This window comes from Paenibacillus sp. 1SOY10, from assembly GCF_056836745.1.
The window spans coordinates 17,408-37,723 of record NZ_JBXENK010000004.1 but is presented as its reverse complement, the minus strand read 5'-3'; the positions used below and the strand labels follow the sequence as shown (position 1 = coordinate 37,723).

15 protein-coding genes are annotated in these 20,316 nt (G+C 50.8%); 14 read left to right on the top strand and 1 reads right to left on the bottom strand.

Annotated features, from left to right (window positions below):
• The first annotated feature begins 81 nt into the window (after positions 1-81).
• The 14 genes from AC1VOR_RS12820 to AC1VOR_RS12755 all read left to right on the top strand — a co-directional run bounded on the left by AC1VOR_RS12820 (position 82) and on the right by AC1VOR_RS12755 (position 18,709).
• The gene (locus AC1VOR_RS12820; RefSeq protein ID WP_482618356.1) at positions 82-1,092 is read left to right on the top strand and encodes an amidase domain-containing protein; all 1,011 of its coding nucleotides are present in this window, start codon (positions 82-84) and stop codon (positions 1,090-1,092) included.
• A 31-nt stretch (positions 1,093-1,123) separates the two neighbouring features.
• Positions 1,124-2,221 carry a D-alanine--D-alanine ligase gene (locus AC1VOR_RS12815; protein WP_482618355.1) on the top strand — a complete coding sequence of 366 codons (1,098 nt, stop codon included), beginning with the start codon at positions 1,124-1,126 and terminating at the stop codon, positions 2,219-2,221.
• A 47-nt stretch (positions 2,222-2,268) separates the two neighbouring features.
• On the top strand, positions 2,269-2,592 hold the full coding sequence (locus tag AC1VOR_RS12810) for a hypothetical protein (RefSeq protein ID WP_059049732.1): 324 nt from the start codon (positions 2,269-2,271) through the stop codon (positions 2,590-2,592).
• Positions 2,589-3,590, top strand: coding sequence for a UV DNA damage repair endonuclease UvsE (gene uvsE / locus AC1VOR_RS12805; RefSeq protein ID WP_482618354.1), 1,002 nt, complete (start codon positions 2,589-2,591; stop codon positions 3,588-3,590). The genes AC1VOR_RS12810 and uvsE overlap by 4 nt, the downstream gene beginning before the upstream one ends.
• 80 nt (positions 3,591-3,670) lie before the next feature.
• Positions 3,671-4,441 (top strand): enoyl-ACP reductase FabI, encoded by a 771-nt coding sequence (gene fabI, locus AC1VOR_RS12800; protein ID WP_059049730.1) that lies wholly within the window; start codon positions 3,671-3,673, stop codon positions 4,439-4,441.
• 226 nt (positions 4,442-4,667) lie between these two features.
• A complete protein-coding gene (locus AC1VOR_RS12795; RefSeq protein WP_482618353.1) occupies positions 4,668-5,537 on the top strand; it encodes an inositol monophosphatase family protein in 870 nt (289 codons plus the stop codon).
• Positions 5,538-6,433: 896 nt separating this feature from the next.
• Complete coding sequence (locus tag AC1VOR_RS12790; protein ID WP_482618352.1) at positions 6,434-8,737, top strand: glycoside hydrolase family 65 protein; 2,304 nt, start codon at positions 6,434-6,436, stop codon at positions 8,735-8,737.
• Positions 8,734-11,070 carry a glycoside hydrolase family 65 protein gene (locus tag AC1VOR_RS12785; protein WP_482618351.1) on the top strand — a complete coding sequence of 779 codons (2,337 nt, stop codon included), beginning with the start codon at positions 8,734-8,736 and terminating at the stop codon, positions 11,068-11,070. The genes AC1VOR_RS12790 and AC1VOR_RS12785 overlap by 4 nt, the downstream gene beginning before the upstream one ends.
• A gap of 24 nt (positions 11,071-11,094) precedes the next feature.
• Positions 11,095-11,754 (top strand): beta-phosphoglucomutase, encoded by a 660-nt coding sequence (gene pgmB, locus AC1VOR_RS12780; protein WP_482618350.1) that lies wholly within the window; start codon positions 11,095-11,097, stop codon positions 11,752-11,754.
• A gap of 325 nt (positions 11,755-12,079) precedes the next feature.
• Entirely contained in the window at positions 12,080-13,885 is a 1,806-nt protein-coding gene (locus AC1VOR_RS12775) for a sensor histidine kinase (RefSeq protein WP_482618349.1), read from the top strand.
• A gap of 20 nt (positions 13,886-13,905) precedes the next feature.
• Positions 13,906-15,234 carry a response regulator transcription factor gene (locus tag AC1VOR_RS12770; protein WP_482618348.1) on the top strand — a complete coding sequence of 443 codons (1,329 nt, stop codon included), beginning with the start codon at positions 13,906-13,908 and terminating at the stop codon, positions 15,232-15,234.
• Positions 15,235-15,417: 183 nt separating this feature from the next.
• A complete protein-coding gene (locus AC1VOR_RS12765; protein WP_392396857.1) occupies positions 15,418-16,275 on the top strand; it encodes a carbohydrate ABC transporter permease in 858 nt (285 codons plus the stop codon).
• 1 nt (position 16,276) lies between these two features.
• A complete protein-coding gene (locus tag AC1VOR_RS12760) occupies positions 16,277-17,143 on the top strand; it encodes a carbohydrate ABC transporter permease (protein WP_482618347.1) in 867 nt (288 codons plus the stop codon).
• 117 nt (positions 17,144-17,260) lie between these two features.
• A complete protein-coding gene (locus AC1VOR_RS12755) occupies positions 17,261-18,709 on the top strand; it encodes an ABC transporter substrate-binding protein (RefSeq protein ID WP_482618346.1) in 1,449 nt (482 codons plus the stop codon).
• Between the two features lie 78 nt (positions 18,710-18,787).
• Here the strand turns inward: AC1VOR_RS12755 and AC1VOR_RS12750 are convergent, their stop codons facing one another.
• Positions 18,788-19,906, bottom strand: coding sequence for a 5-methyltetrahydropteroyltriglutamate--homocysteine S-methyltransferase (locus AC1VOR_RS12750; protein ID WP_482618345.1), 1,119 nt, complete (start codon positions 19,904-19,906; stop codon positions 18,788-18,790).
• Between the last annotated feature and the right edge of the window lie 410 nt (positions 19,907-20,316).

The following is a 20,316-nucleotide window of genomic DNA, read 5'->3' as shown; positions in this document are numbered from 1 at the left end:
CCGTGCGGAAGCGGAACATACTTGCCTATGAAGCCACATACACATATAGATGAAAGTCATTCGGTTATAGGGGGCGAAGGTGTGGCGGACGATTGGAAAAAGACGTTGTCGGTGTACGTGAATGAGCAGAATCAGGATGAGGTGGATTATCGCGCATCTGGCGGAGGGAGCGTCGTGACCGATGTCGAGCATTTGCTGCACCGAGGAGAGCGAAAGCGGAAGCTGCAAGCTTGGTATCATGGCCGCCGGGCGGTGCCGCTACGCTGTGAGACCCGGGCCAAGCTGATTCGTGAGATCGAGAAGCGCGCAGGAGAGATTGAGGTGGATCTGCAACTGATGCGAAAGATTCACTACGAGAAGGGAGGTGCCCGTCATCAGGAGGAACGAATCGATCGGCAGCGGCTGACCTTGCAGCAGGATGGCCTGGGCTGGACGATTTCCCGGGTTGAGCAGCGGGTCCCTGAACGGCACCCGGATTTGGTGCTGCCGCCCTCTGTAGAGGCTGCCCATTCCGGACGAGGTGAGGTCTTACCCCGCCCGTTCCTGAATCGCAACGTTTTGGGGGATGGGGGAGGCGCTTCCCGAAGCACGCCTTATCGCCGGGAAGAGGCCGTTCTATATGCTGATCGCTGGTGGGATGGATTCAACCCGGAATTTGCCGCTTTCGAGGTGGATTGCACCAATTATATCTCCCAATGCCTCTTTGCAGGCGGCGCCCCAATAAACTATACTGGAAAAAGAGAATCAGGCTGGTGGTACAAAGGGTACATCGGCGGACGGGAAGCCTGGAGCTATAGCTGGTCCGTCTCCAATGCGCTGGAGCGCTACCTGGGACAGAGTCAGACCGGACTTCACGCGGAAGCGCTGGAGCGTCCGGAGCAGTTGCAACTCGGAGACGTCATTCTGTATGACTGGGACGGCAATGGTGCGTATCAGCACAGCACAATCGTGACGGCGTTTGACGCTGGCGGTATGCCGCTGGTGAACGCTCATACGACGCCAAGCAAGCACCGCTATTGGGACTATCAGGATTCCTATGCCTGGACGGACCAGACCGTGTACCGTTTCTTTCATATCGCTGACCGTCTATAGAGGTTGTTCAATAAATGAAAAGAGGTTACTCATGGGACAGGACAAATTGACCGTAGGACTTATCTATGGAGGTAAATCAGGAGAGCATGAAGTATCGCTACAGACCGCACTGGCTGTATCACAAGCTTTTGATTATGCGAAATACGACTTGCTTCCTTTCTATATCGACAAGTTGGGGAAATGGAAAGTGGGCAGCAAGCTGGCAGGCCCTTTCACTGAGCTTGCGCAACTCAAGCTGGCGGATGATGCGGGGGATACTACGGCGGCTATGAGCTTGTTATTCTCCAAACTGGCCACGGGAGAATCCAGGATTGATGTGGCTTTCCCGTTGCTGCACGGTACGAACGGCGAGGATGGCACCATTCAGGGGTTATTTGAAATGGCCGACCTGCCTTACGTTGGGGCTGGTGTGTTGGCATCCGCGGCAGGGATGGACAAAGTGATTATGAAGAAGCTGTTTGCCGATGCGGGCCTGGCCCAATGCAAATACAACTATTTTACCGCTACGGAATGGGAACGCTCGAGTCATGCACTGATTCAGGAGATCGAGGAGAATTTGGGTTATCCTTGCTTCGTCAAGCCGGCTAATTTGGGGTCCAGCGTTGGTATCTCCAAGGCCAGAACCCGCGATGAGCTGGTAGCTTCGGTGGCCCTTGCCTTCCGTTATGACATCAAGGTCATCGTTGAGGAATTTGTCGATGCCCGTGAGGTGGAGGTTGGTGTGCTCGGCAATGACGAGCCGATGGCTTCCGTGCCGGGAGAAATTGTGTCTTCTGGTGAATACTACGATTATCAGGCCAAATATCTGGACGGTAAATCCCAAATGCTGATTCCTGCGCAGATGGACACAGAGCTTGCCGACCGGATTGGCGAATTGGCAGTCAAAGCGTTCAAGGCCGTTGCGTGCAGCGGCTTGTGCCGGGCTGACTTCTTCGTCCTGAAGTCTGACCAGACAGTGTGGATTAACGAAGTGAACACCATGCCGGGCTTTACTCCATTTAGCATGTATCCTTTATTATGGAGAGAGACCGGGGTAGCCTATGAAGTATTATTGGATCGTCTGATTGAGCTGGCTCTGGAACGTCATGCCACTCGGCAAAATCTCGAATTCGAAAGCGGCGTGAACTAGGCGGAACAATCGCCGGACCAGACCGCTTGGAAAGGAAGGTACGACGAATGGGTTTTCAAACAGAATTCAACTCGGTGTGTAAGTTCAAGAAGGAGCAGGAGCTTTACGAATTACTGGAATATGGACGTGGCAAGATGCTTAAGGAGGGACTGCGTGTTTTTCCAACGGGACAAAAGGTGATCGCGTACACTCCTGACAATAAGGCAGTTGCTATCGTAAAAATCACGGCTTGTGTCGCTGAAATCAACTTCAATGGAGAGGAAGTTACAGCGGTTGAACTAGAGCTCATTCGTCAATTGACGGAGGAGGAGTCTGCAGTGCAGACGGCTCTGGCCTACGAAATGTTCTTTGGAGATCCTGCCAGAGCATGATCGTTAGATTTGGTTATGTAGCTATGTCGACCGTAATTGGGGAAGCATCGCCATCCAAGACGATGACGTTCAAGACATTTAGCGGACTTGCTGACCGTGAGGCAGCCGTGCGCAGACTTGAACGGATTGCGGAACATAATCTACATAACACCCTGCGTTTGTTACGTCATAACGTGGGTAGTGATATTCGTGTATTTCGCTTCTCTTCGAAGCTAATCCCGCTGGCGACGCATGAGGCGTTAGCTGATTGGAACCCTTATGAGGCGCTCGCGGAGCCATTTGCCCTTGTGGGCGAATACGTCAGGAAGCACAGGCTGCGGGTTTCTTTTCACCCGGATCATTTTACGGTACTGAGTACGCCCCGGCCTGAGGTGCTTCGCTCTTCGCTTAGGGATCTGAACCATCATGTGGCCATGCTGGATGCTATGGGGCTCAGCGGTCAGGCGAAGAACAATATTCATGTTGGCGGAGCATATGGGGACAAGCCTTCTGCGGCTGGGCGCTTCTGTGAGAACGTAATGGCTTTGCCGGAGCATATGAAGCAGCGCTTGACGTTCGAGAACGACGACAAGACCTTCAATGTTCCGGAGACGCTGGAGTTGTGCGAGACTCTGGGCATTCCGATGGTACTGGATATCCACCACCAGGCCGTGAACAATGTTGGTGAGGATTTGCTGGAGCTTTGGCCGCGTATTCAGGCAACCTGGACTTCGCCCTACGCACAAGCTGACTCACCGTTCGATCAACCGCTTGCTCCAAAGATTCACGCATCCAGTCCCAAGAGTGCCAGCGACCCAAGAGCGCACGCCGATTATGTTCTCGTGGGGCCTTTGCTGGAGTTCTTGCGTGGCATTGCGTCTCATACCGCTCAAGTGGATGTGATGCTGGAAGCCAAGCTGAAGGACAGCGCTTTGTTCATGTTGATGGAGGACTTGCAGAAGTTCGGTGGAGACGGTGTAGATATTCTGGATGGGGCCAGCATACGTGTTCACCCTTGAAAATTGCAGGCAAATAAGGTAAGTTGGACAAAATGGAACAATTACAATGTATATGTGTTACACCATAAAGGAGGATTATCATGGGGGATTTGTTAGCTGGAAAAAATATTGTCGTCATGGGCGTGGCCAATGACCGCAGTATCGCTTGGGCTATTGCTCAGAGCTTGTCTGCTCAGGGGGCACGCCTTGCATTTACATATGAGAGTGAACGCGTGGAAGGACGGGTGCGTAAGCTGGCTGAGACATTGCCAAATTCACTGGTACTGCCGTGTAACGTAACGGTAGACAGTGAAATTGATCAACTGGCGGACTCGCTGCGTACGGAGTTTGGCGTATTGCATGGTCTGGTCCACAGCATCGCCTTCGCCAAGGCTGAGGATTTGGCCGGGGATTTCGTAGATACATCTCGTGAGGGCTTCGGCTTGGCTAACGATATTAGCGTTTATTCACTGGTGGCTGTTTCGCAACGGTTGTCACCGCTGATGACTGAAGGCGGAAGCATTATGACCATGACCTACATGGGTTCCGAGCGCGTCATGCGCAACTACAACATGATGGGCGTGGCAAAGGCTGCTTTGGAGGCTTCCGTTCGTTATCTGGCTAATGATCTGGGTCCGAAAAATATCCGTGTCAATGCGGTGTCAGCCGGACCAATCCGTACGCTCGCAGCCAAGGGAATCAGCGATTTCAACTCGATTCTCAAGCAAGTTGAGGAGAAGGCGCCACTGCGCAGAACAACGGAAACGGCAGAAGTGGGCGACACCGCTATGTTCCTGCTGAGTCCTCTGTCCCGTGGTATTACGGGTGAAGTTATTTTCGTGGATGGCGGTTACAACATCGTTGGTGCGTAAATCAGGATAAATGGCTCAAACATGAAGAAGAAGTTCGTTTCCGGCGGGAGTGTCCTGCTTTCGGACACGAACTTTTTGTTCGTCGTGACTATTGTAGCGGGTTAGCGCCCGAATGCGGCCTGGACGGGACGAAGGCTCGCAACTTTGCAGTAGCGGCGGCGTATAGTTTTTAAGGGGTTGTTCAAAAGGTTTAAGGGATAGATTAACAGTTTAAGAGGAAAGTAGAGTGAATCGATTGGAATCGAATCCGAAAGTTCCATATGTAGTAGGCAGCAAAAGCCCCACAGCCGTCGCGATCAATAGTGCCTCAAAGGCGGGGGAATGGATCAAGAGTCGGCTGGGCGCGATTCATGAGCTGAATACGAAGCAATCTCCCCATGATCTGGTGACAGATGTGGATAAAGGTGCTGAGGCGATGATCCGCAAGTTGATTTTGACACATTTTCCGGATCACGCGATTCTTGGGGAGGAAGGAGTGGCGCCGGGAGCAGCGGCTTCAGCGGCAGCACTGAGCCAGGCGGGCACATCGGATTATTTATGGATTGTTGACCCGGTAGATGGAACAACCAATTTTGTTCATGGATTTCCGTTCTTCTGTGTCTCGATTGCGCTCGCCTATAAGGGCGAAGTCATTATAGGTGTTATCTATGATCCGATGCGCGATGAGTTGTTCGTAGCGGAGAAGGGGAAAGGCGCTTATTTGCATGGACAACGGGCCAAAGTATCAGGCGATGGAGTGCTGGCGGAGAGTGTGGTGGCTGTAGGCTTCAACCCGGATCGTAATTTTGCACTGCCGACCAATCTGCGAGGGCTTAATGCGCTATCGGGAGAGGTGCGCAGCTTGCGCGCTGCGGGCTCGGCTGCGTTGCATCTGGCTTATGTAGCGGCTGGCCGGCTCAGCGGTTACTATGAGGTTGGCCTTAACGCTTGGGACGTGGCAGCGGGTGCGCTGATCGTCGCCGAGTCAGGTGGCCGCGTAACCGATACAGCCGGGGCTCCGTACAACCTGGGAGTGCGCCATTTGGTCGCCAGTAACGGCCATGTACATCAAGAGCTGCTGGACGTCATTCAGAAGGCAGATGCTACAGGACTGTAGCTCTTGCGAAGGCGACTGGGATAGGCATCTTTAAGCGGGGATTCGTCCACAGCGGGACGGGTGCCCGCTTTTGCGTTGTGCTAGTTCTAGTTCTTATTTCCTCACACTTCCCATTTCACTCATTCACTCTGCTCTGACTCACTACTACACTCCGTTTTATTAACATCCACAGTTGCACATCCACTCCCATACTCGCAAATCCGAATTAGCGGGAAATCCTCCAGCTATTTTGGCGAAAATTGCAGCTACGGACTGATTATATGGAAATCCTCCAGTTAATTCGGCGCTTTACTGAGTAAATCCAGGTTTTCCTAAAAATTAGATGGAGCTTTTCCATCTAAATAGGGTAAAAATGGCCTTTTGCCCAATATTAGCAGGAGTTTTTCCATATAAGTAATTTAGCTAGTAGGTTGCCACCTGCCAGATCTCCATTCACCAGTTATCATCCAGTTACCAACAGCACAACAGCACCAACTAGTTATCTATTACGCACTTCACTTATCCTTACGCAACTTCACTCATCCTACGCAGATTGTACTCCATTTCATCACGTTGTCTTTTTAAACTAAAGCTAGTTTCTTCCCCTTCAACATAGCCTCCCAACTGGAATTACACTCACGCTTGTTCACTACTACTTCTATGAGCTTATCTTGTTTGCTGCAACTCCGTATGATTACACATAAGCTGCTTAGTCCTGGACATTTGGCGAGGTGAGGGGTTTCGGTAAGCTGAAGGGGAGTGGCCTTGCTTATTAGGCATCATATGCCGGTGAGATAGCTGGAGGGATTCACAGTGGCACCAAGCGAAGTGCGCAGCCCGATGGTGTACCATGACGCAGCATGACGCATCAAGCCAGGCCAAATATGAGGGTATGAGGTAGGAGGAGAGGGTGGAGCATGCCGAAAATTGCGGATAAATATTTGCAGGTCGATCCTTGGAAGGTTGTGGAAGAAGGCTTTGATGCTGAACGCAACCGGGTGAGTGAGTCGATTTTTTCCTTAGGCAATGAATATATGGGCGTTAGAGGTTACCCGGAGGAAGGGTATAGCGGGGATATGCTGCTGGGCAGCTACTTCAACGGACTATTTGAGGAGAGCCCGGTTACGGCCCATTATAAAGGAATAATTAAGTCATTGCGCTTTATGGTCAATGCGGTAGATTGGCTGCATACACGGATTACGCTGGATGGCAAAACCTTGGATCTGGCAAAGAGCAAATTTAGCGGCTTCCGCAGGGAAGTGGATTTTCGCACGGGGGTTTACACTCGGGAGTTTGTCTGGCATTCGGCTGGGGGGAAGGACCTGAAGCTGACGTTTGAGCGCCTGGTCAGTATGAAAGTATCGCATCTGGGAGCGCAACGGATCACCCTGGAGCCATTGAATTTTTCAGGCACGGTGAGCGTGCGTACAGGGCTGGATTTGGCCGTGCTTCATGAGGACCAAGGTCGGCATTATTGGCAAGTACAGAAGCAAGGAGAAGGAGCTGGCAAGATTGCCGGGCTGCTTGGCGTAACGGCGAACACAGGCAATCGGCTGTTCTCGGCATTCCATGTAGAAGCTACCGAAATGGTAGATAGCAAACTTGTAAAGACCGAAAGCTACATTGGGCGAGAACTGGTGTTGGCCCTGGAGCAAGGCAAGCCAACCCAAATTGACAAGCTTGTGGTCAATGTGGCGGAGAAGGACCACTCCAAGAGTACGGATGATCTCTGGCAACGGGGAATGGAGCTAGCGGCGACATATGTACATGTGGGATACGATACGGTTGCTGCTGACCAGCGCAGCTACTGGGACCAAGTATGGGCTGACTCGGACATCGCTATTGAGGGTGACCCGGAGAATCAGCAGGGGATTCGCTTTTGCATTTTCCAATTGTATCAGACCTATCACGGGGACAACCCCGGATTTAACATTGGAGCGAAGGGGCTGACCGGGGAGGCTTATCGTGGTCTGGCCTTCTGGGATACGGAGTCCTACTGCTTGCCATTCTATATCTTCAACAATCCGAAGGCGGCGAGAAGTTTGCTGGAGTTCCGTTACAAATCGTTGCCCGAAGCTTTGAAGCGGGCCAAGGAACTCGATTGTGAGGGGGCTTTTTATCCGATTGCAACCATTGATGGAACGGAGAGCTGTGACCTGTGGCAGCATTCCAACTTGCAATTGCATGTCGGTACGGCGGTGGCTTACGGATTGCGTCATTATGCGAGAATTACGGGGGATACGGCATTCCTGTATGAAAAAGGGGCGGAGATGCTGATCCAGATTAGCCGGTTCTACGCAACCCGTGGGCAGTGGGGCTCGCAAACGGGGCTTTATGGCTACTACGGCGTTATGGGTCCCGATGAATTCCAACTGATGGTCAACAATAACTGTTACATCAATCTTATGGCGAGGAAGCTGTTCGAGTACACCCTGGAGGTGCTCAGCGCCATGCAGACGGAAGCGGTCGAGGCTTACCGGGAGTTGGAGGCACGTCTGGAACTGACCACGGAAGAACAGGAGGACTGGCGCAATAAGGCCCAGCATATGAAAATACCGCAGGATAAGCAGACGAGGGTCTACGAGGAACATGACGGTTTCTTCGACTTGCCGCATCTGGATATCCACTCTATTCCGGTCACGCAGTTCCCGCTGTATTCGCATTGGTCCTATGATCGCTTGTACCGCTATGACATGATCAAGCAGCCCGATGTGCTGATGTTCATGTTCCTGTATAGCAGCGAATTTACTGCTCAGGAGAAGCAGGCCAATTATGATTATTATGAGCCGCGCTGCATTCATGAGTCGTCCCTCTCTCCATCGATCCACTCGATTCTGGCGGCCGAAATTGGACGATCGGATGAGGCTTATCGCTTCTTCGAATTTGCCACACGTCTGGACCTGGATAATTACAATCGCAATACGCGGGAAGGGCTACACACGACTTCCATTGCCGCAGCGTGGATGAACATCGTGTATGGCTTCGGCGGCATGCGCTCGGACGGGGATCAGCTCATGCTGAATCCGAGCATTCCGGAACGTTGGAATAGCTATCGCTTCCCGGTTACTTACCGCGGTACTAAGCTGCTTGTGGAAGTTGATCAAGAGCGAGTGTCCATTCAGGCATCCGGTGGAACGGTGGAGGTTATGCTGTATGGGGAATCCTGCGTAATTGGTGAGGCGGGTGTGCAGGTGCCTGTACGAAAGGCGGTTGTCTCATGAACTGGATTGTAAAGGAAAACGGGTTTGACCCGGAGCGGATTGCGATGAACGGCAACAAGTTCATGACCGGGAACGGGGCATTGGGAATTCGGGGAACCCTGGAGGAATTCGGAAAAGAAGAGCTGACGGCAACGATCATTGCCGGGCTGTATGATCAGGTTGGTGACCAGTGGCGGGAGCCGATTAATGCGCCGAATGGCCTGATGACGAAGCTGCATTGGAACGGTACTCCGCTGAGTGTGCTTGAAGCGAAGGAGGGCAAGGTAGAGCTGCCCCAGCATGAGCAGTCTCTGGATATTCGCCACGCAGTACATCATCGTAAGTCGGTATTCAGCATGAAGGATGGAGCCCAAGTGACGGTGACCTCCGAGCGTTGGTGCAGTGCGGCCCGGCCGCAGTTGATCGTTCAACGATTTACGCTACAAAGCAGCCGGGACGGAGAACTCGTCATCAATACGGGGATCGATGGCGAAGTCTGGGACATTAACGGACCGCACTTGGAGCGGCTGGTTAGCGATGTGAACCCGGAGACGGATTCAAATAGAACCACCAACTTATTAACGTTGACCGGTTGGACGCATGAACTGAATGTTCCGGTAACTACGGCAGATGTGCTGGAAGGTAGCGGGCTGCCGGAAGGGTACGAGGAGCAAGTGGAGCTGCAGAGAGAAGGCTGCTCCATCTCACGAGTTATTCGCCAGAATGTTTCGGCTGAAACGCCCTATACATGGATCAAATACATTTCCGTAACCGCCGGATCAGTCGGGGCCGGGGAAGCACAGCCAAGCTCCGCCCAGGCAGCGCTATCCTCCATCCGCGAAGCGCAGCAGCTTGGATATGACAGGCTCTATCAAGAGCATGCCGAGCAGTGGGAGCGGAAGTGGTCTGCTTCGGATATTGTAATCGAGGGTGATGAGGACGCTCAGTTGGCACTTCGTTATAGCATGTATCAACTGCATATTATTGCTCCGGACCGCTCCGAGAAGGTGTCGATCCCGGCGCGTGGATTATCCGGCCAGGTCTATAAAGGTGCAGTGTTCTGGGATACGGAAATGTTCATGCTTCCGTTCTTCCTGTATACACGGCCGGAGGTGGCAAGAAACCTGATGATGTACCGGGTGCATACGCTGGATGGAGCCCGGCGCAAGGCGGCGGAATATGGCTACGAAGGCGCGTTCTATGCTTGGGAAAGTCAGGAGACAGGGGATGATGCCTGTACACTGTTTAACGTGAACGACGTATTTACCGGGCGTCCGATGCGGACCTTTTTCAGGGATAAACAGGTCCATATCAGTGCCGATGTCGCTTGCGGCATATGGCAGTATTACGTCTTTACTGGAGACGAAAGTATCTTGCTGGACGGAGGGGTAGAGGTCGTATGGGAGTGTGCGAAATTCTTCTACTCTTACGCCTATTACAATCCATCCAAGCAAAGGTATGAAATTCTCGACGTGACCGGTCCTGACGAATACCATGAGCGTGTGGGCAATAATGCCTTTACGAACCGAATGGTTAAAGAGGCCTTGCGAATTGCTTTAGATGTGATGGAACTGCTGCACAAGCAAGATTCCAGTAAGTATGATCGGCTGCTAACGGGAAGCTCAATTCAGCCAGAGCACATTCGCGAAATGCACGACGGCTTGTATGTGCCACAGCCCGATTCGGCTAACGGAATTATCGAGCAATTTGATAGATATCATACGTTGGAGGACGTAGCTCTACCCGAGCTAAAGGCAAGGATGCTCAATCCTCATGAATATTTGGGGGGAGGCAACGGGTTAGCTACGACAACGCAAATTCTCAAGCAGGCGGATGTAGTGCTGATGCTGCATCTGTATAAGGATGAGTACGCTCCGGCGATCAAGCAGGCCAATTGGGAGTTCTATGAACCACGAACAGAGCATGGTTCAAGTTTGAGTTCCTGCATTTATGCCCTGGTAGCTGCCGATATCGGTTCTCCGGATTGGGCGTATCCGTACTTTCTGAAGACGGCGACCATTGATCTGACCGGGGAATCAAAGCAATACGTCGGAGATTTGTATATCGGCGGGACGCATCCGGCTGCTAATGGCGGAGCTTGGATGGCAGCGGTGTTGGGCTTTGCCGGCTTGCGCTACGACGGAGTCAAGGCTACCTTGAAGCCTGCGTTGCCTTCTGCATGGCATGCCATGGAGTTCCCTGTTCGGCTGCGTGAAGGGGGATACCGGGTACGCGTTGGACGTGAGGATATTTTAATATGTGCCGAGGCGGATAATACCGGAGCCGCGCGATTTGTTATTGGGGAACAGGAACTGGTCGTAGCGCCAGGACGACAAGTGAGCCTATCAATTTAATGAGTCTATAAAGGAGAGAATAACATGCTGCAAACGATGAAGGGAGCCATCTTCGATCTCGACGGTGTGATTGTGGATACGGCCAAATACCATTACCTCGCTTGGCGTTCGCTGGCTCGGCGGCTTGGCTTCGAGTTCACGGAGGCTCATAACGAGCGCCTTAAGGGAGTCAGCCGAATGGAATCCCTGCGCATTTTGCTGGAAGTAGGAGGCGTAACAGCTAAGGAAGAGGAACGCGAGAGCATGGCTGTGACGAAGAATGATGAATATGTTGATTACATCTCCAGGCTGGAGCCCTCAGAGATATTGCCGGGAGCGAAGGAATATTTGCTGGAACTGCGGGAGAGGGGCGTGAAGATTGCGCTGGGTTCGGCCAGCAAGAATGCGGGCTTCATTCTGTCGCGGCTAGGAATCAGCGATCTGTTCGACGCGGTGATTGATGGCACGAAGGTATCCAAGGCGAAGCCGGACCCCGAGGTATTCCTCGCAGCCAGCGCAGCCTTGGGGCTTGCCCCCTCCGAGTGCATCGTATTTGAGGATGCCGAGGCGGGCGTACAGGCCGGGCAAGCGGCTGGCTGTCGCGTCGTTGGCATCGGCAGTCCCGCCATCCTGGGGGCAGCCGAACTCGTTGTAGGTGGCCTGGATGAGCTCACAAGCCAATCCAATACCAAGGCTTCCAGCTAGGGGCATGCAATAACAATAACCGAAGATAATTAGAAGGGCCTTCACCAGTCTGGTGAGGGCCTTTCTTGATGGTTTGCACAATCGTGCATATCTTAACTTTTTAATGCGCTATCCATAATGAATGAGTGGCCCATCAGAAAATCATGCCTGATCCAATATAGTTAAAATTAGGACTGGCAAGAACGAAAAAAAACTCTAAACTAGGAGGATGGAGGACTTTCTTCCGGGGGAGCTATCGGAGGAAACACCACAATTTCCGTAGAAACGCGCATACCTGGCGCGTTTTCAAACTTGATATAGTTAAAGGGCCGGAGGTGGCAGGCGGATGAAGGCAGGTTTTAAGAATCCATTGAAGCAGATCAACTTGAAGCAGCAGATTGTCTTGGTATTTCTGGTGCTGGTCATCCCTCTGTTCATATTGAATTGGTATGGGAACTATCGAACGGACCAAATTTTGAAGCGTAATGTGTCCAATGCCTACATTGAATTGAATAAACAAAATTTCAAGCTGATTAGTCGGGATATCGAATCGATTAACAAGGTGACATCCACCGTATTTCAGCACCCGACGGTGCAGCAATTAAATCCTGACGTGGATAACAGTATGCTGGAGCGTGTCAAAAATTACGAACGTTTGGAAGGTTTGCTAAACAGCTATTCCCAGGAAGCGGACCAGCAGGCGCCGCTATTTTATTCACTGTTCGTGTACGATCCTTCCAACTCGTATTCTTTTGCCCCTTATTATCCGGAATCCATGAAGGCCGGGGTTTATTTTTTTCTGGAGGAAGAGAAGCCGGAATGGTTCGACGAAGCGGTCGCCAAGAAGGGGAACGGCTACTTGCGGTTAATCGAGCATTTGTCTCCTCCCGCCCAAGGGCAGAAGAATCAGCACACACTGGCCTATATCCGAGCGATTAATAACATTGATCGAGGCGGCACAATTGGCGTTCTGGTCGTATCTAACGTAGATGCACGCATCGGTGAATCCCTGCAAACGGTTTCTATTCCCGATGGCGAGCTTTACTTTACGAATTGGGGCAATCGGGTATTAACCTCTTCGGCCTCAGGGGTAGGCGAGATATTGGAATTGCCGCAGGATGGAGAGGTGCTCAGCTCGGGAATTGGCGCCAAGGATATCATTACGAGTGATTTCATTTACGTTGTTAATTATAATGAGGTGCTACAGCAGAAATTGATTTATAAAGTGCCACTGAAGGCACTGCTCCAACAGCAAAATGAAATCAAGCGAATTATTTTATTGATTTCGGTAGCGTATTTCGTGGTCGGGCTGATCATGATTTTGTATTTCTGGCGGGCCTTGATGACTCCGCTGCAGCGTCTGGTTTATTTTGTGAGAAGATATGAGCCTGGGAAGGTCGTACCGGAAACTCCAAAATGGCGCAGGAATGATGAAGTCAGCGTTCTGATCTCCACGATTTACGAGATGGCGCGCAGGCTGAATAGCCTGGTCCACTACAAGTACCATATGGACATTAAGCAGAAGGAAGCCCAATTGCAGATTTTGTACCAACAGATTAATCCGCATTTGCTGTACAACACGCTTGAAAGTATTTATTGGAAGAGCAAGATGGAGGGGAACTCGGATTCCGCGGAAATGATTAAGCAGTTATCTAAATTGATGAAAATTAGCTTAAGTCGGGGACGGGAGCTAATCCGGTTAGGTGAGGAACTTGAACATGCGGAAGCCTATATCAAGTTGCAGGAGCACCGATACGAATACGGCTTCCGGGTAACCTGGGACGTGCCTGCTGAACTGCATGGGTATGCCATACCCAAGATTACGCTCCAGCCGTTGATCGAGAATGCGATTATTCATGGCGTGAAGCAGATGGGCGAAGACGGTGAAATCTCGATTCGTGCTGTTTTACAGGAGGATCGAATCGAAATCGTTATTGAAGATAACGGCTATAAGCCGGTGGATTTTGCCGCAATCCACAAACTGCTGAATCATGAAAGTCCAAGCCCCTCGGTTGGCTATGGCATCCGTAATATTCACCAGCGGATTCAGCTACACTTTGGGCCGGAATATGGACTTGACTATGACGTGAGAGTCGGGGGAGGCACGGCTGTGACCGTCACGCTGCCCAGAAAGGAACTATCGGAGGACTAACGAAAGAGGGGAAGCCAACTATGTACAACATCCTGGTCGTTGATGACGAACCGCTAATTTGCAAAGGCTTGACCGGGCTATTATCGGCCTCGGGACTGGAGATCGGACAGATCATCACCGCTCATAATGCTCACGAGGCACTGGATTATGTTCGGATGGAGGACATTGATCTGATTGTAACGGATATCCAGATGGGCGAGATGAGCGGGATTGAGCTCATGTATCAAGCGAAAATTTTGAAGCCATGGGTACAGACCATTATCATTTCAGCCCATGAGACTTTCCAATATGCGCAAATGGCTATACGCCTGGGCGCGAGGGATTACCTGATCAAGCCGCTGAACAGCGATCAATTTCTCGATTCCGTACGCAATACGCTACTTAAGATGGATAAGCCCGTCCTGAAAGTTGATGAATGGCTATCGGATAGCCGGGAGAACTTCCGTATGGAGGAAGCGCGACCGGAGCGTGTGGAGTGGCTGCGGCGTCTGCTGGATGCATCCGCAGAACTGACAGAGGACATGTGGCAACGGGAGGAGGCACAGTGGCTGCGGGGATTAGGCCCTTATTTTTCTGTGATCAAAATGAAGCTGGCGCTCCCTCCAGGCAAAGAGACAGTAGGGTACAACGAGCGGGACGTTCAGTTATTCCAATACGCTGCGCTGAATATTATCAAGGAATTGCTACATGAAGAGTGGAATGCGTTGTCCTTCTACACCCGCGATATGGAAATTTCCATTATTATGCAATGGGGTGAAGGGGAATACGCCGAATCCAGCGTTAATAAGATCAATCAGCTTGAGATGATTGGCAGAAGCTTGCATCACCATGTACATAAATATCTTGGCATTGTATGCACCGTAGGAATTAGCCAAATCCTCAAGGGAATTCGCTTCCTGGGTGAACTGAATCTTCAAGCGGACAAGGCGATTGAATGGAGCGGTGAGCACGGTGAATACCATATTTTCTACTATGGAGACTACAACTGGCATAGCTATGCCAAGGACCCCTCCCAAGAGGAATTGCATACGCAGACGAACCGGATCGTGGACAACGCCAAGGATTATATCGAGCAGAACTATAACCGCAAGGGCTTAACCATTCATGAGGTGGCGAAGGAGAATCATGTCAGTCCCAACTATCTCAGTTACCTGTTCAAGAAGAACACGGGTTACAATCTGTGGGAGTATGTGATCAAGCTGCGGATGGAGGAGAGCAAAGCGCTTATTCTGAACACGGACCTTCGTCGTTATGAAATTGCCGAGCGTGTGGGCTATGAATCTCCCGAGCATTTCAGCAAGATTTTCAAAAAATATTTCGGAATCAGCCCCAGTGAATTGAAGAAGTAAGATCAAGCATACTCTACATAGTTTTAGACATGTTCGCGCCTCCGCCTCTTTTCTACAATTAGGGATAGATACAAAAGATACTACGAAGAAAAGAGGGAGAAGATGGGGGAGACGACCTTTACGCCGCAGCATACGCAGCATGAGCCTGCAGAGAAGCCGCTTAGAAACAAACCGCGAAGAGGGATGCAATTTAAAAAATATATGATGGGGTATTTGTTCCTCGTTCCGGCGATTGCTATATTTATCGTCTTTTTATGGGTTCCTATCATCAAGGGAATGGTGTACAGCTTCTATCATATCGACTTTGTTAATGGGAACACGTTTGTCGGGCTGGACAACTATATCAAGGTGCTGAACAATCCGGATGTGCTTATTTCGATTCGGAACACCTTGTATTACATGCTCTTATGCCTGGTTATCGGGTTTTGGGTGCCTATTGCGGCTTCCATTGCTATTTCAGAGCTGAAATTCTTCCAGGGTTTTGCGCGGATTGCCGCCTACCTGCCCTATGTGGTGCCAGGGGTTGTCCTCTACGGGCTGTGGAGATGGATGTATGATCCGGTGGGACCTATCAATGCGTTGCTGAGCTCGTTTGGCGTTGATCCGATTGCGTTCATTTCCGATCCAAGATGGTCGATGGTCTCCCTGGTCTTCATGGAGACATGGCAACAGTTCGGCTCGGCGATGCTCATTTATTTGGCTGGCGTACTCAGTATTCCTCGGGATTGGTATGAAGCAGCAGAAATCGACGGTGCCGGGGTATGGAGCCGGATTAAGTATATTACTTTGCCATCCATGCGCAATTTGATTGTGCTGATGCTGATTCTCCAGTTAATCGGAACCTCCCAGGCTTATCAATCGCAACTGGCGATGCTGGATGGTGGTCCGAATAAGGCTACGCTCACCTATGCTCTGTTGACGGTGAAATACGCCTTTACTCAATTGGATTACGGTTCAGGAACGGCGCTGGGTGTGTTGATGTTCCTCGTGCTGGCTATTTTGGGTGTCATTCAATTCAAGCTGAACAGGGAGGAGTACTAGCATGAAGGAAAGAGGCATCTTATCGCCCGCTGATCTGCGCAAGCCTTTAAATAAAGTCGTGTACGGATTCATGTTGTTATGTCTTGCCATCATGATCGTGACTATGTTATATCCGATCGCGATGACGATGTTCAACGGACTCAAGAGCAACCCGGAGGTGAACTCCTTCCCACCGCACTTCTTCCCGCAGGAGTGGCACTGGGAGAACTTTATCAGAGGTTGGCAGTTTATAAATTTGCCGGGTTATTTGAAAAATACGATGTTCGTGTTCCTCGGAAGTCTGGTTGTCACCGTGCTGGTGCTGGGGCTAGCTGCATTCAGCATCTCCCGCATCCGGGTTCCCTTTGGGCGGGCCGTTTATTTCTTCATCCTGATGACCTTGTTCATCCCGGCCTCCAGCTATATGATTCCTAACTTTGTTAACCTGAAGGAATTAGGCCTGCTGAATACATTTTGGGCCTTCTGGCTGCCAGCGGGAGCCAGCGCCTATTATTTCTTGCTGATCAAGAACTTCTTCGACGGGATACACCCGGAAATATTTGAAGCGGCTCGCATCGATGGGGCCTCGGATTGGACCAACTTTATCCGGATAGCTATTCCGTTGTCCGTACCGATTTTTGCTACGCTGTCGATCTTTATTTTCTCAACGGCTTGGAATGATTGGTTCTGGCCATCACTTGTCATGCAGACCGAGGATAAATACACTTTGGCGACCGCCATTTATAAATATGTGGTGAATGCCCGAAGTCTGGATACAAACGTGAAGTTCACCATTTTGTTCATGGCCATGATTCCACCAATCTTCGTATTCCTGGTGTTCCAGAAGTTTATTATGCGCAGCGTCAACCTGTCGGCAGTGAAGGGATAACGCTTACAATATCGTAGGGCTGCACACGAAAGGAATATGATTGCACATCGATTGCCGGAATGTTCTCTTCTATGATGAGAAGGTAACAACAAACAATTTACGAAAAGGGGAGTTTCAATGCGCAAGTTTACTGTACTTCTGATGTGCCTCGTGCTGTTCGGCTCTTTGCTGGCAGCTTGCGGCGGAACTGGGAATCAGACACAAGGAAGCAACACGGGGAATGCCGGTACGGGCGGCAATAGCGGTAATGAAGCTGGAGCAGCAGAGGAGCCTGGGGATATCGCAGACCGTAAGGTAACGTTGAAGATCCATTATCCGTTGCCGGATGAAACGACACTGCGCAAGCAGGAGGATGACAAAATTGCCCGCTTCCAGGAGAAGTATCCGAACGTTACGATCGTCAAGGACGATTGGGCTTACAACGTGAATGAAATCGGAGCAAAAATGGCGTCCAATGAAGCTCCAACCTTCTATAATACATGGGCAACGGAAGCCCAATTGCTTGTAGAGCGTGGCTGGGTTGCTGATATTACGGAGCTGTGGAATGGCTGGGAGTACAAGGATGAGATAAATCCTGTATTGCAAAATCAGTTTGTCGTCGATGGCAAGGTGTACGGCGTGACGCAAAACGGTTATGTCACCTCGACGGTAGTGAACAAGAAGCTGCTCGACGATAAGGGCGTAGCGGTACCGGCGTTCGACTGGACGTGGGATGATATGTATAACACAGCCAAGGGCGTAGCCGATCCCAAGAAGGGGATCTCCGGGATTGCACCGATGGGTAAAGGTAACGAAGCCGGATGGAACTGGACCAACTTCCTGTTTGAAGCGGGAGGAGATATTCAGCAGAACGATAACGGCAAGCTGACCGCGGTATTTAACTCGGAAGCAGGTGTTAAGGCACTGGACTTCTACAAGAAGCTGAGATGGGAAGCCAACGCCATTCCGCAGGATTGGGCGCTCGGCTGGGGGGATGCAGTAAGTTCCTTCAAGCAAGGCCGTACGGCTATGGTCATTGCCGGAGCATTTGACGTCATTCAGGCTGCACTGAATGAAGGCGGCATGAAGCCGGAGGATGTGATTGCCTATCCAATGCCGGCAGCCGAGAAGGGCGGCAAGCACTATGGTATTCTGGGCGGTAACTATCTGGTTATCAACCCGAATGCAACCAAGGATGAGCAGGAGATGGCCTTCCGTTACATTACCTTTGATTACTTTACAGATGATGCGTTGAAATCGGTGGAAGACACCATCAAGGCGCGTAAGGAAGAAGGGAAATACTTCATTCCAACTCCGCTTGAATACTTCAGCGAGGATTCGGAATATGCTGCGAAAGTGAAGGCTATTTACGACCAATACGACAATGTGTATAAATATGATCCACAACTGTTCAGCTTGCTGGAAGGCAAGCCGGAGGCGCAATTCGGAACGCAGGACTACTATGCTACTATGTCCAACGTGGTGCAGGAGTCGTTCTCCAAGAAGGATACCGATTCCAAGCAACAATTGGATGTAGCGGCGCAATATGTACAAGAGAATTTCTTCGATAAGGCACCACAACAGTAATAAATCAAGTTGAATTCTTATAAAACAGCAATCCCCGTCAATTCAAAGATTGACGGGGGTTGCTGTCTTTCTAGATGCCTATTTCCACACGTCGTTGGCGATATCGACTACGCTGAGTAGCTTGGCCCATTGTTGTTCCTCGGCCAGCAAATTGCCTTCCTCGGTCGAGGCGAACCCACATTGCGGACTCAGGCAAAGCTGATGAAGACCTACATAACGGGAGGCTTCTTCAATCCGGCGTTTGATGGCTTCCTGATCCTCAAGCTCACCGAATTTGGAGGTAACCAGCCCCAGCACAACCTGTAGGTCAGGGCGATGCACGTAACGAAGTGGCTCAAAGCCGCCAGAGCGTTCGTCGTCGAATTCCAGGAACAATCCGTCCAGGTTCAGGCCAGCAAAAATAGCCTCAGCCGCTGCGTCATAACCGCCGGAGCCCGTCCAGGTGGAACGGAAGTTACCACGGCAAATGTGCATCGTAATATACATGTCTGCCGGACGATCTGCAATCGCTTCGTTGATTATTCGAGTCGATATTTCAAGTAATTGCTCAGGATCTTTTCCTTGGGCAATCAGTTTGTCGCGAGATTCCTGAGTGAAGAAGGCGGCCCAGGAGGTGTCGTCCAGTTGCAGGTACCGACAGCCAGCGTCATAGAAGGCGCGAATCGCTTTCTTATAGGCCTTGGTGAGGTCCTGGAAGAATTGCTCCTTGTCCTCATACAAGGGTGTTTCGATTTTACCGCGATAATAAAGCATATTTGGGCTGGGAATCGTCATCTTGGCGGTATGCGTACCTGCCAAACCATGCAGAAATTTATAGTCTTCGAGCATCGGGTGATTGTTGAAATCAATTTTGCCCGTAACCTTGATACTGTGAGCCTTTGATTGTACTCCGTGGAACTGAATGCCACTTTCTGCTTCGTAGCCTTCCACGCCGTCCAGATTTTCGAGAAAATCAAAATGCCACCATGCCCGGCGGAATTCACCATCCGTCACTGCCTGGAGGCCGATTTCCTTCTGCTTGTCCACCATGCGGCGAATTTCTTCATTCTCGACTTCCCGGAGTTGCTCGGCTGTAATACGCCCAGCAGCACGTCCTTCACGGGCTTGCTTAATGGCTTCCGTCCGCAGCAGGCTGCCTACCTGATCGGCTCGGAAGGGAGGGATATTGCGTTGTAGTTTGACTTCAGCTTGGTTCAAGGGACTCCCATCCTTCTGATGTGTATTTGCAGCCATTGGCTACTGGGGCCAATGGCTGCAGATCTTGTACGTATCTATTCATGATATCGCAATCTATCGACAAAGAACATAGATCTATCTAAGCAGAGCTTTAGATCACCGCGTAGTACGGTGATCCGTCTGCTGCAACATATTGTTCCTTCCTGCTTGGCTGACTGGCTACACACGAAGTAGTCGGCAATGGGAAATCCTCCTGCTAAAATGCGTAAATGGGCTGAATTTCGCTAATTAACTGGAAAAGCTCCCTATAAATCCGTACTGTAGATCCATATTTGGCATTTTGGACGAGATTATATGGAGGTATTCCATCTAATAGCTAATAATGCGGCTCAATGTGAATTTTTAGATGGAGGATTTCCCGTTAGTTGTAG

What these genes read in the sequence shown, in the direction of transcription:
- AC1VOR_RS12815 (WP_482618355.1), top strand. Translation starts at nt 1,124, where the DNA reads ATGGGACAGGACAAATTGACCGTAGGACTTATCTATGGAGGTAAATCA.
- AC1VOR_RS12810 (WP_059049732.1), top strand. Translation starts at nt 2,269, where the DNA reads ATGGGTTTTCAAACAGAATTCAACTCGGTGTGTAAGTTCAAGAAGGAG.
- uvsE (WP_482618354.1), top strand. Translation starts at nt 2,589, where the DNA reads ATGATCGTTAGATTTGGTTATGTAGCTATGTCGACCGTAATTGGGGAA.
- fabI (WP_059049730.1), top strand. Translation starts at nt 3,671, where the DNA reads ATGGGGGATTTGTTAGCTGGAAAAAATATTGTCGTCATGGGCGTGGCC.
- AC1VOR_RS12790 (WP_482618352.1), top strand. Translation starts at nt 6,434, where the DNA reads ATGCCGAAAATTGCGGATAAATATTTGCAGGTCGATCCTTGGAAGGTT.
- AC1VOR_RS12785 (WP_482618351.1), top strand. Translation starts at nt 8,734, where the DNA reads ATGAACTGGATTGTAAAGGAAAACGGGTTTGACCCGGAGCGGATTGCG.
- pgmB (WP_482618350.1), top strand. Translation starts at nt 11,095, where the DNA reads ATGCTGCAAACGATGAAGGGAGCCATCTTCGATCTCGACGGTGTGATT.
- AC1VOR_RS12775 (WP_482618349.1), top strand. Translation starts at nt 12,080, where the DNA reads ATGAAGGCAGGTTTTAAGAATCCATTGAAGCAGATCAACTTGAAGCAG.
- AC1VOR_RS12770 (WP_482618348.1), top strand. Translation starts at nt 13,906, where the DNA reads ATGTACAACATCCTGGTCGTTGATGACGAACCGCTAATTTGCAAAGGC.
- AC1VOR_RS12765 (WP_392396857.1), top strand. Translation starts at nt 15,418, where the DNA reads ATGCAATTTAAAAAATATATGATGGGGTATTTGTTCCTCGTTCCGGCG.
- AC1VOR_RS12760 (WP_482618347.1), top strand. Translation starts at nt 16,277, where the DNA reads ATGAAGGAAAGAGGCATCTTATCGCCCGCTGATCTGCGCAAGCCTTTA.
- AC1VOR_RS12755 (WP_482618346.1), top strand. Translation starts at nt 17,261, where the DNA reads ATGCGCAAGTTTACTGTACTTCTGATGTGCCTCGTGCTGTTCGGCTCT.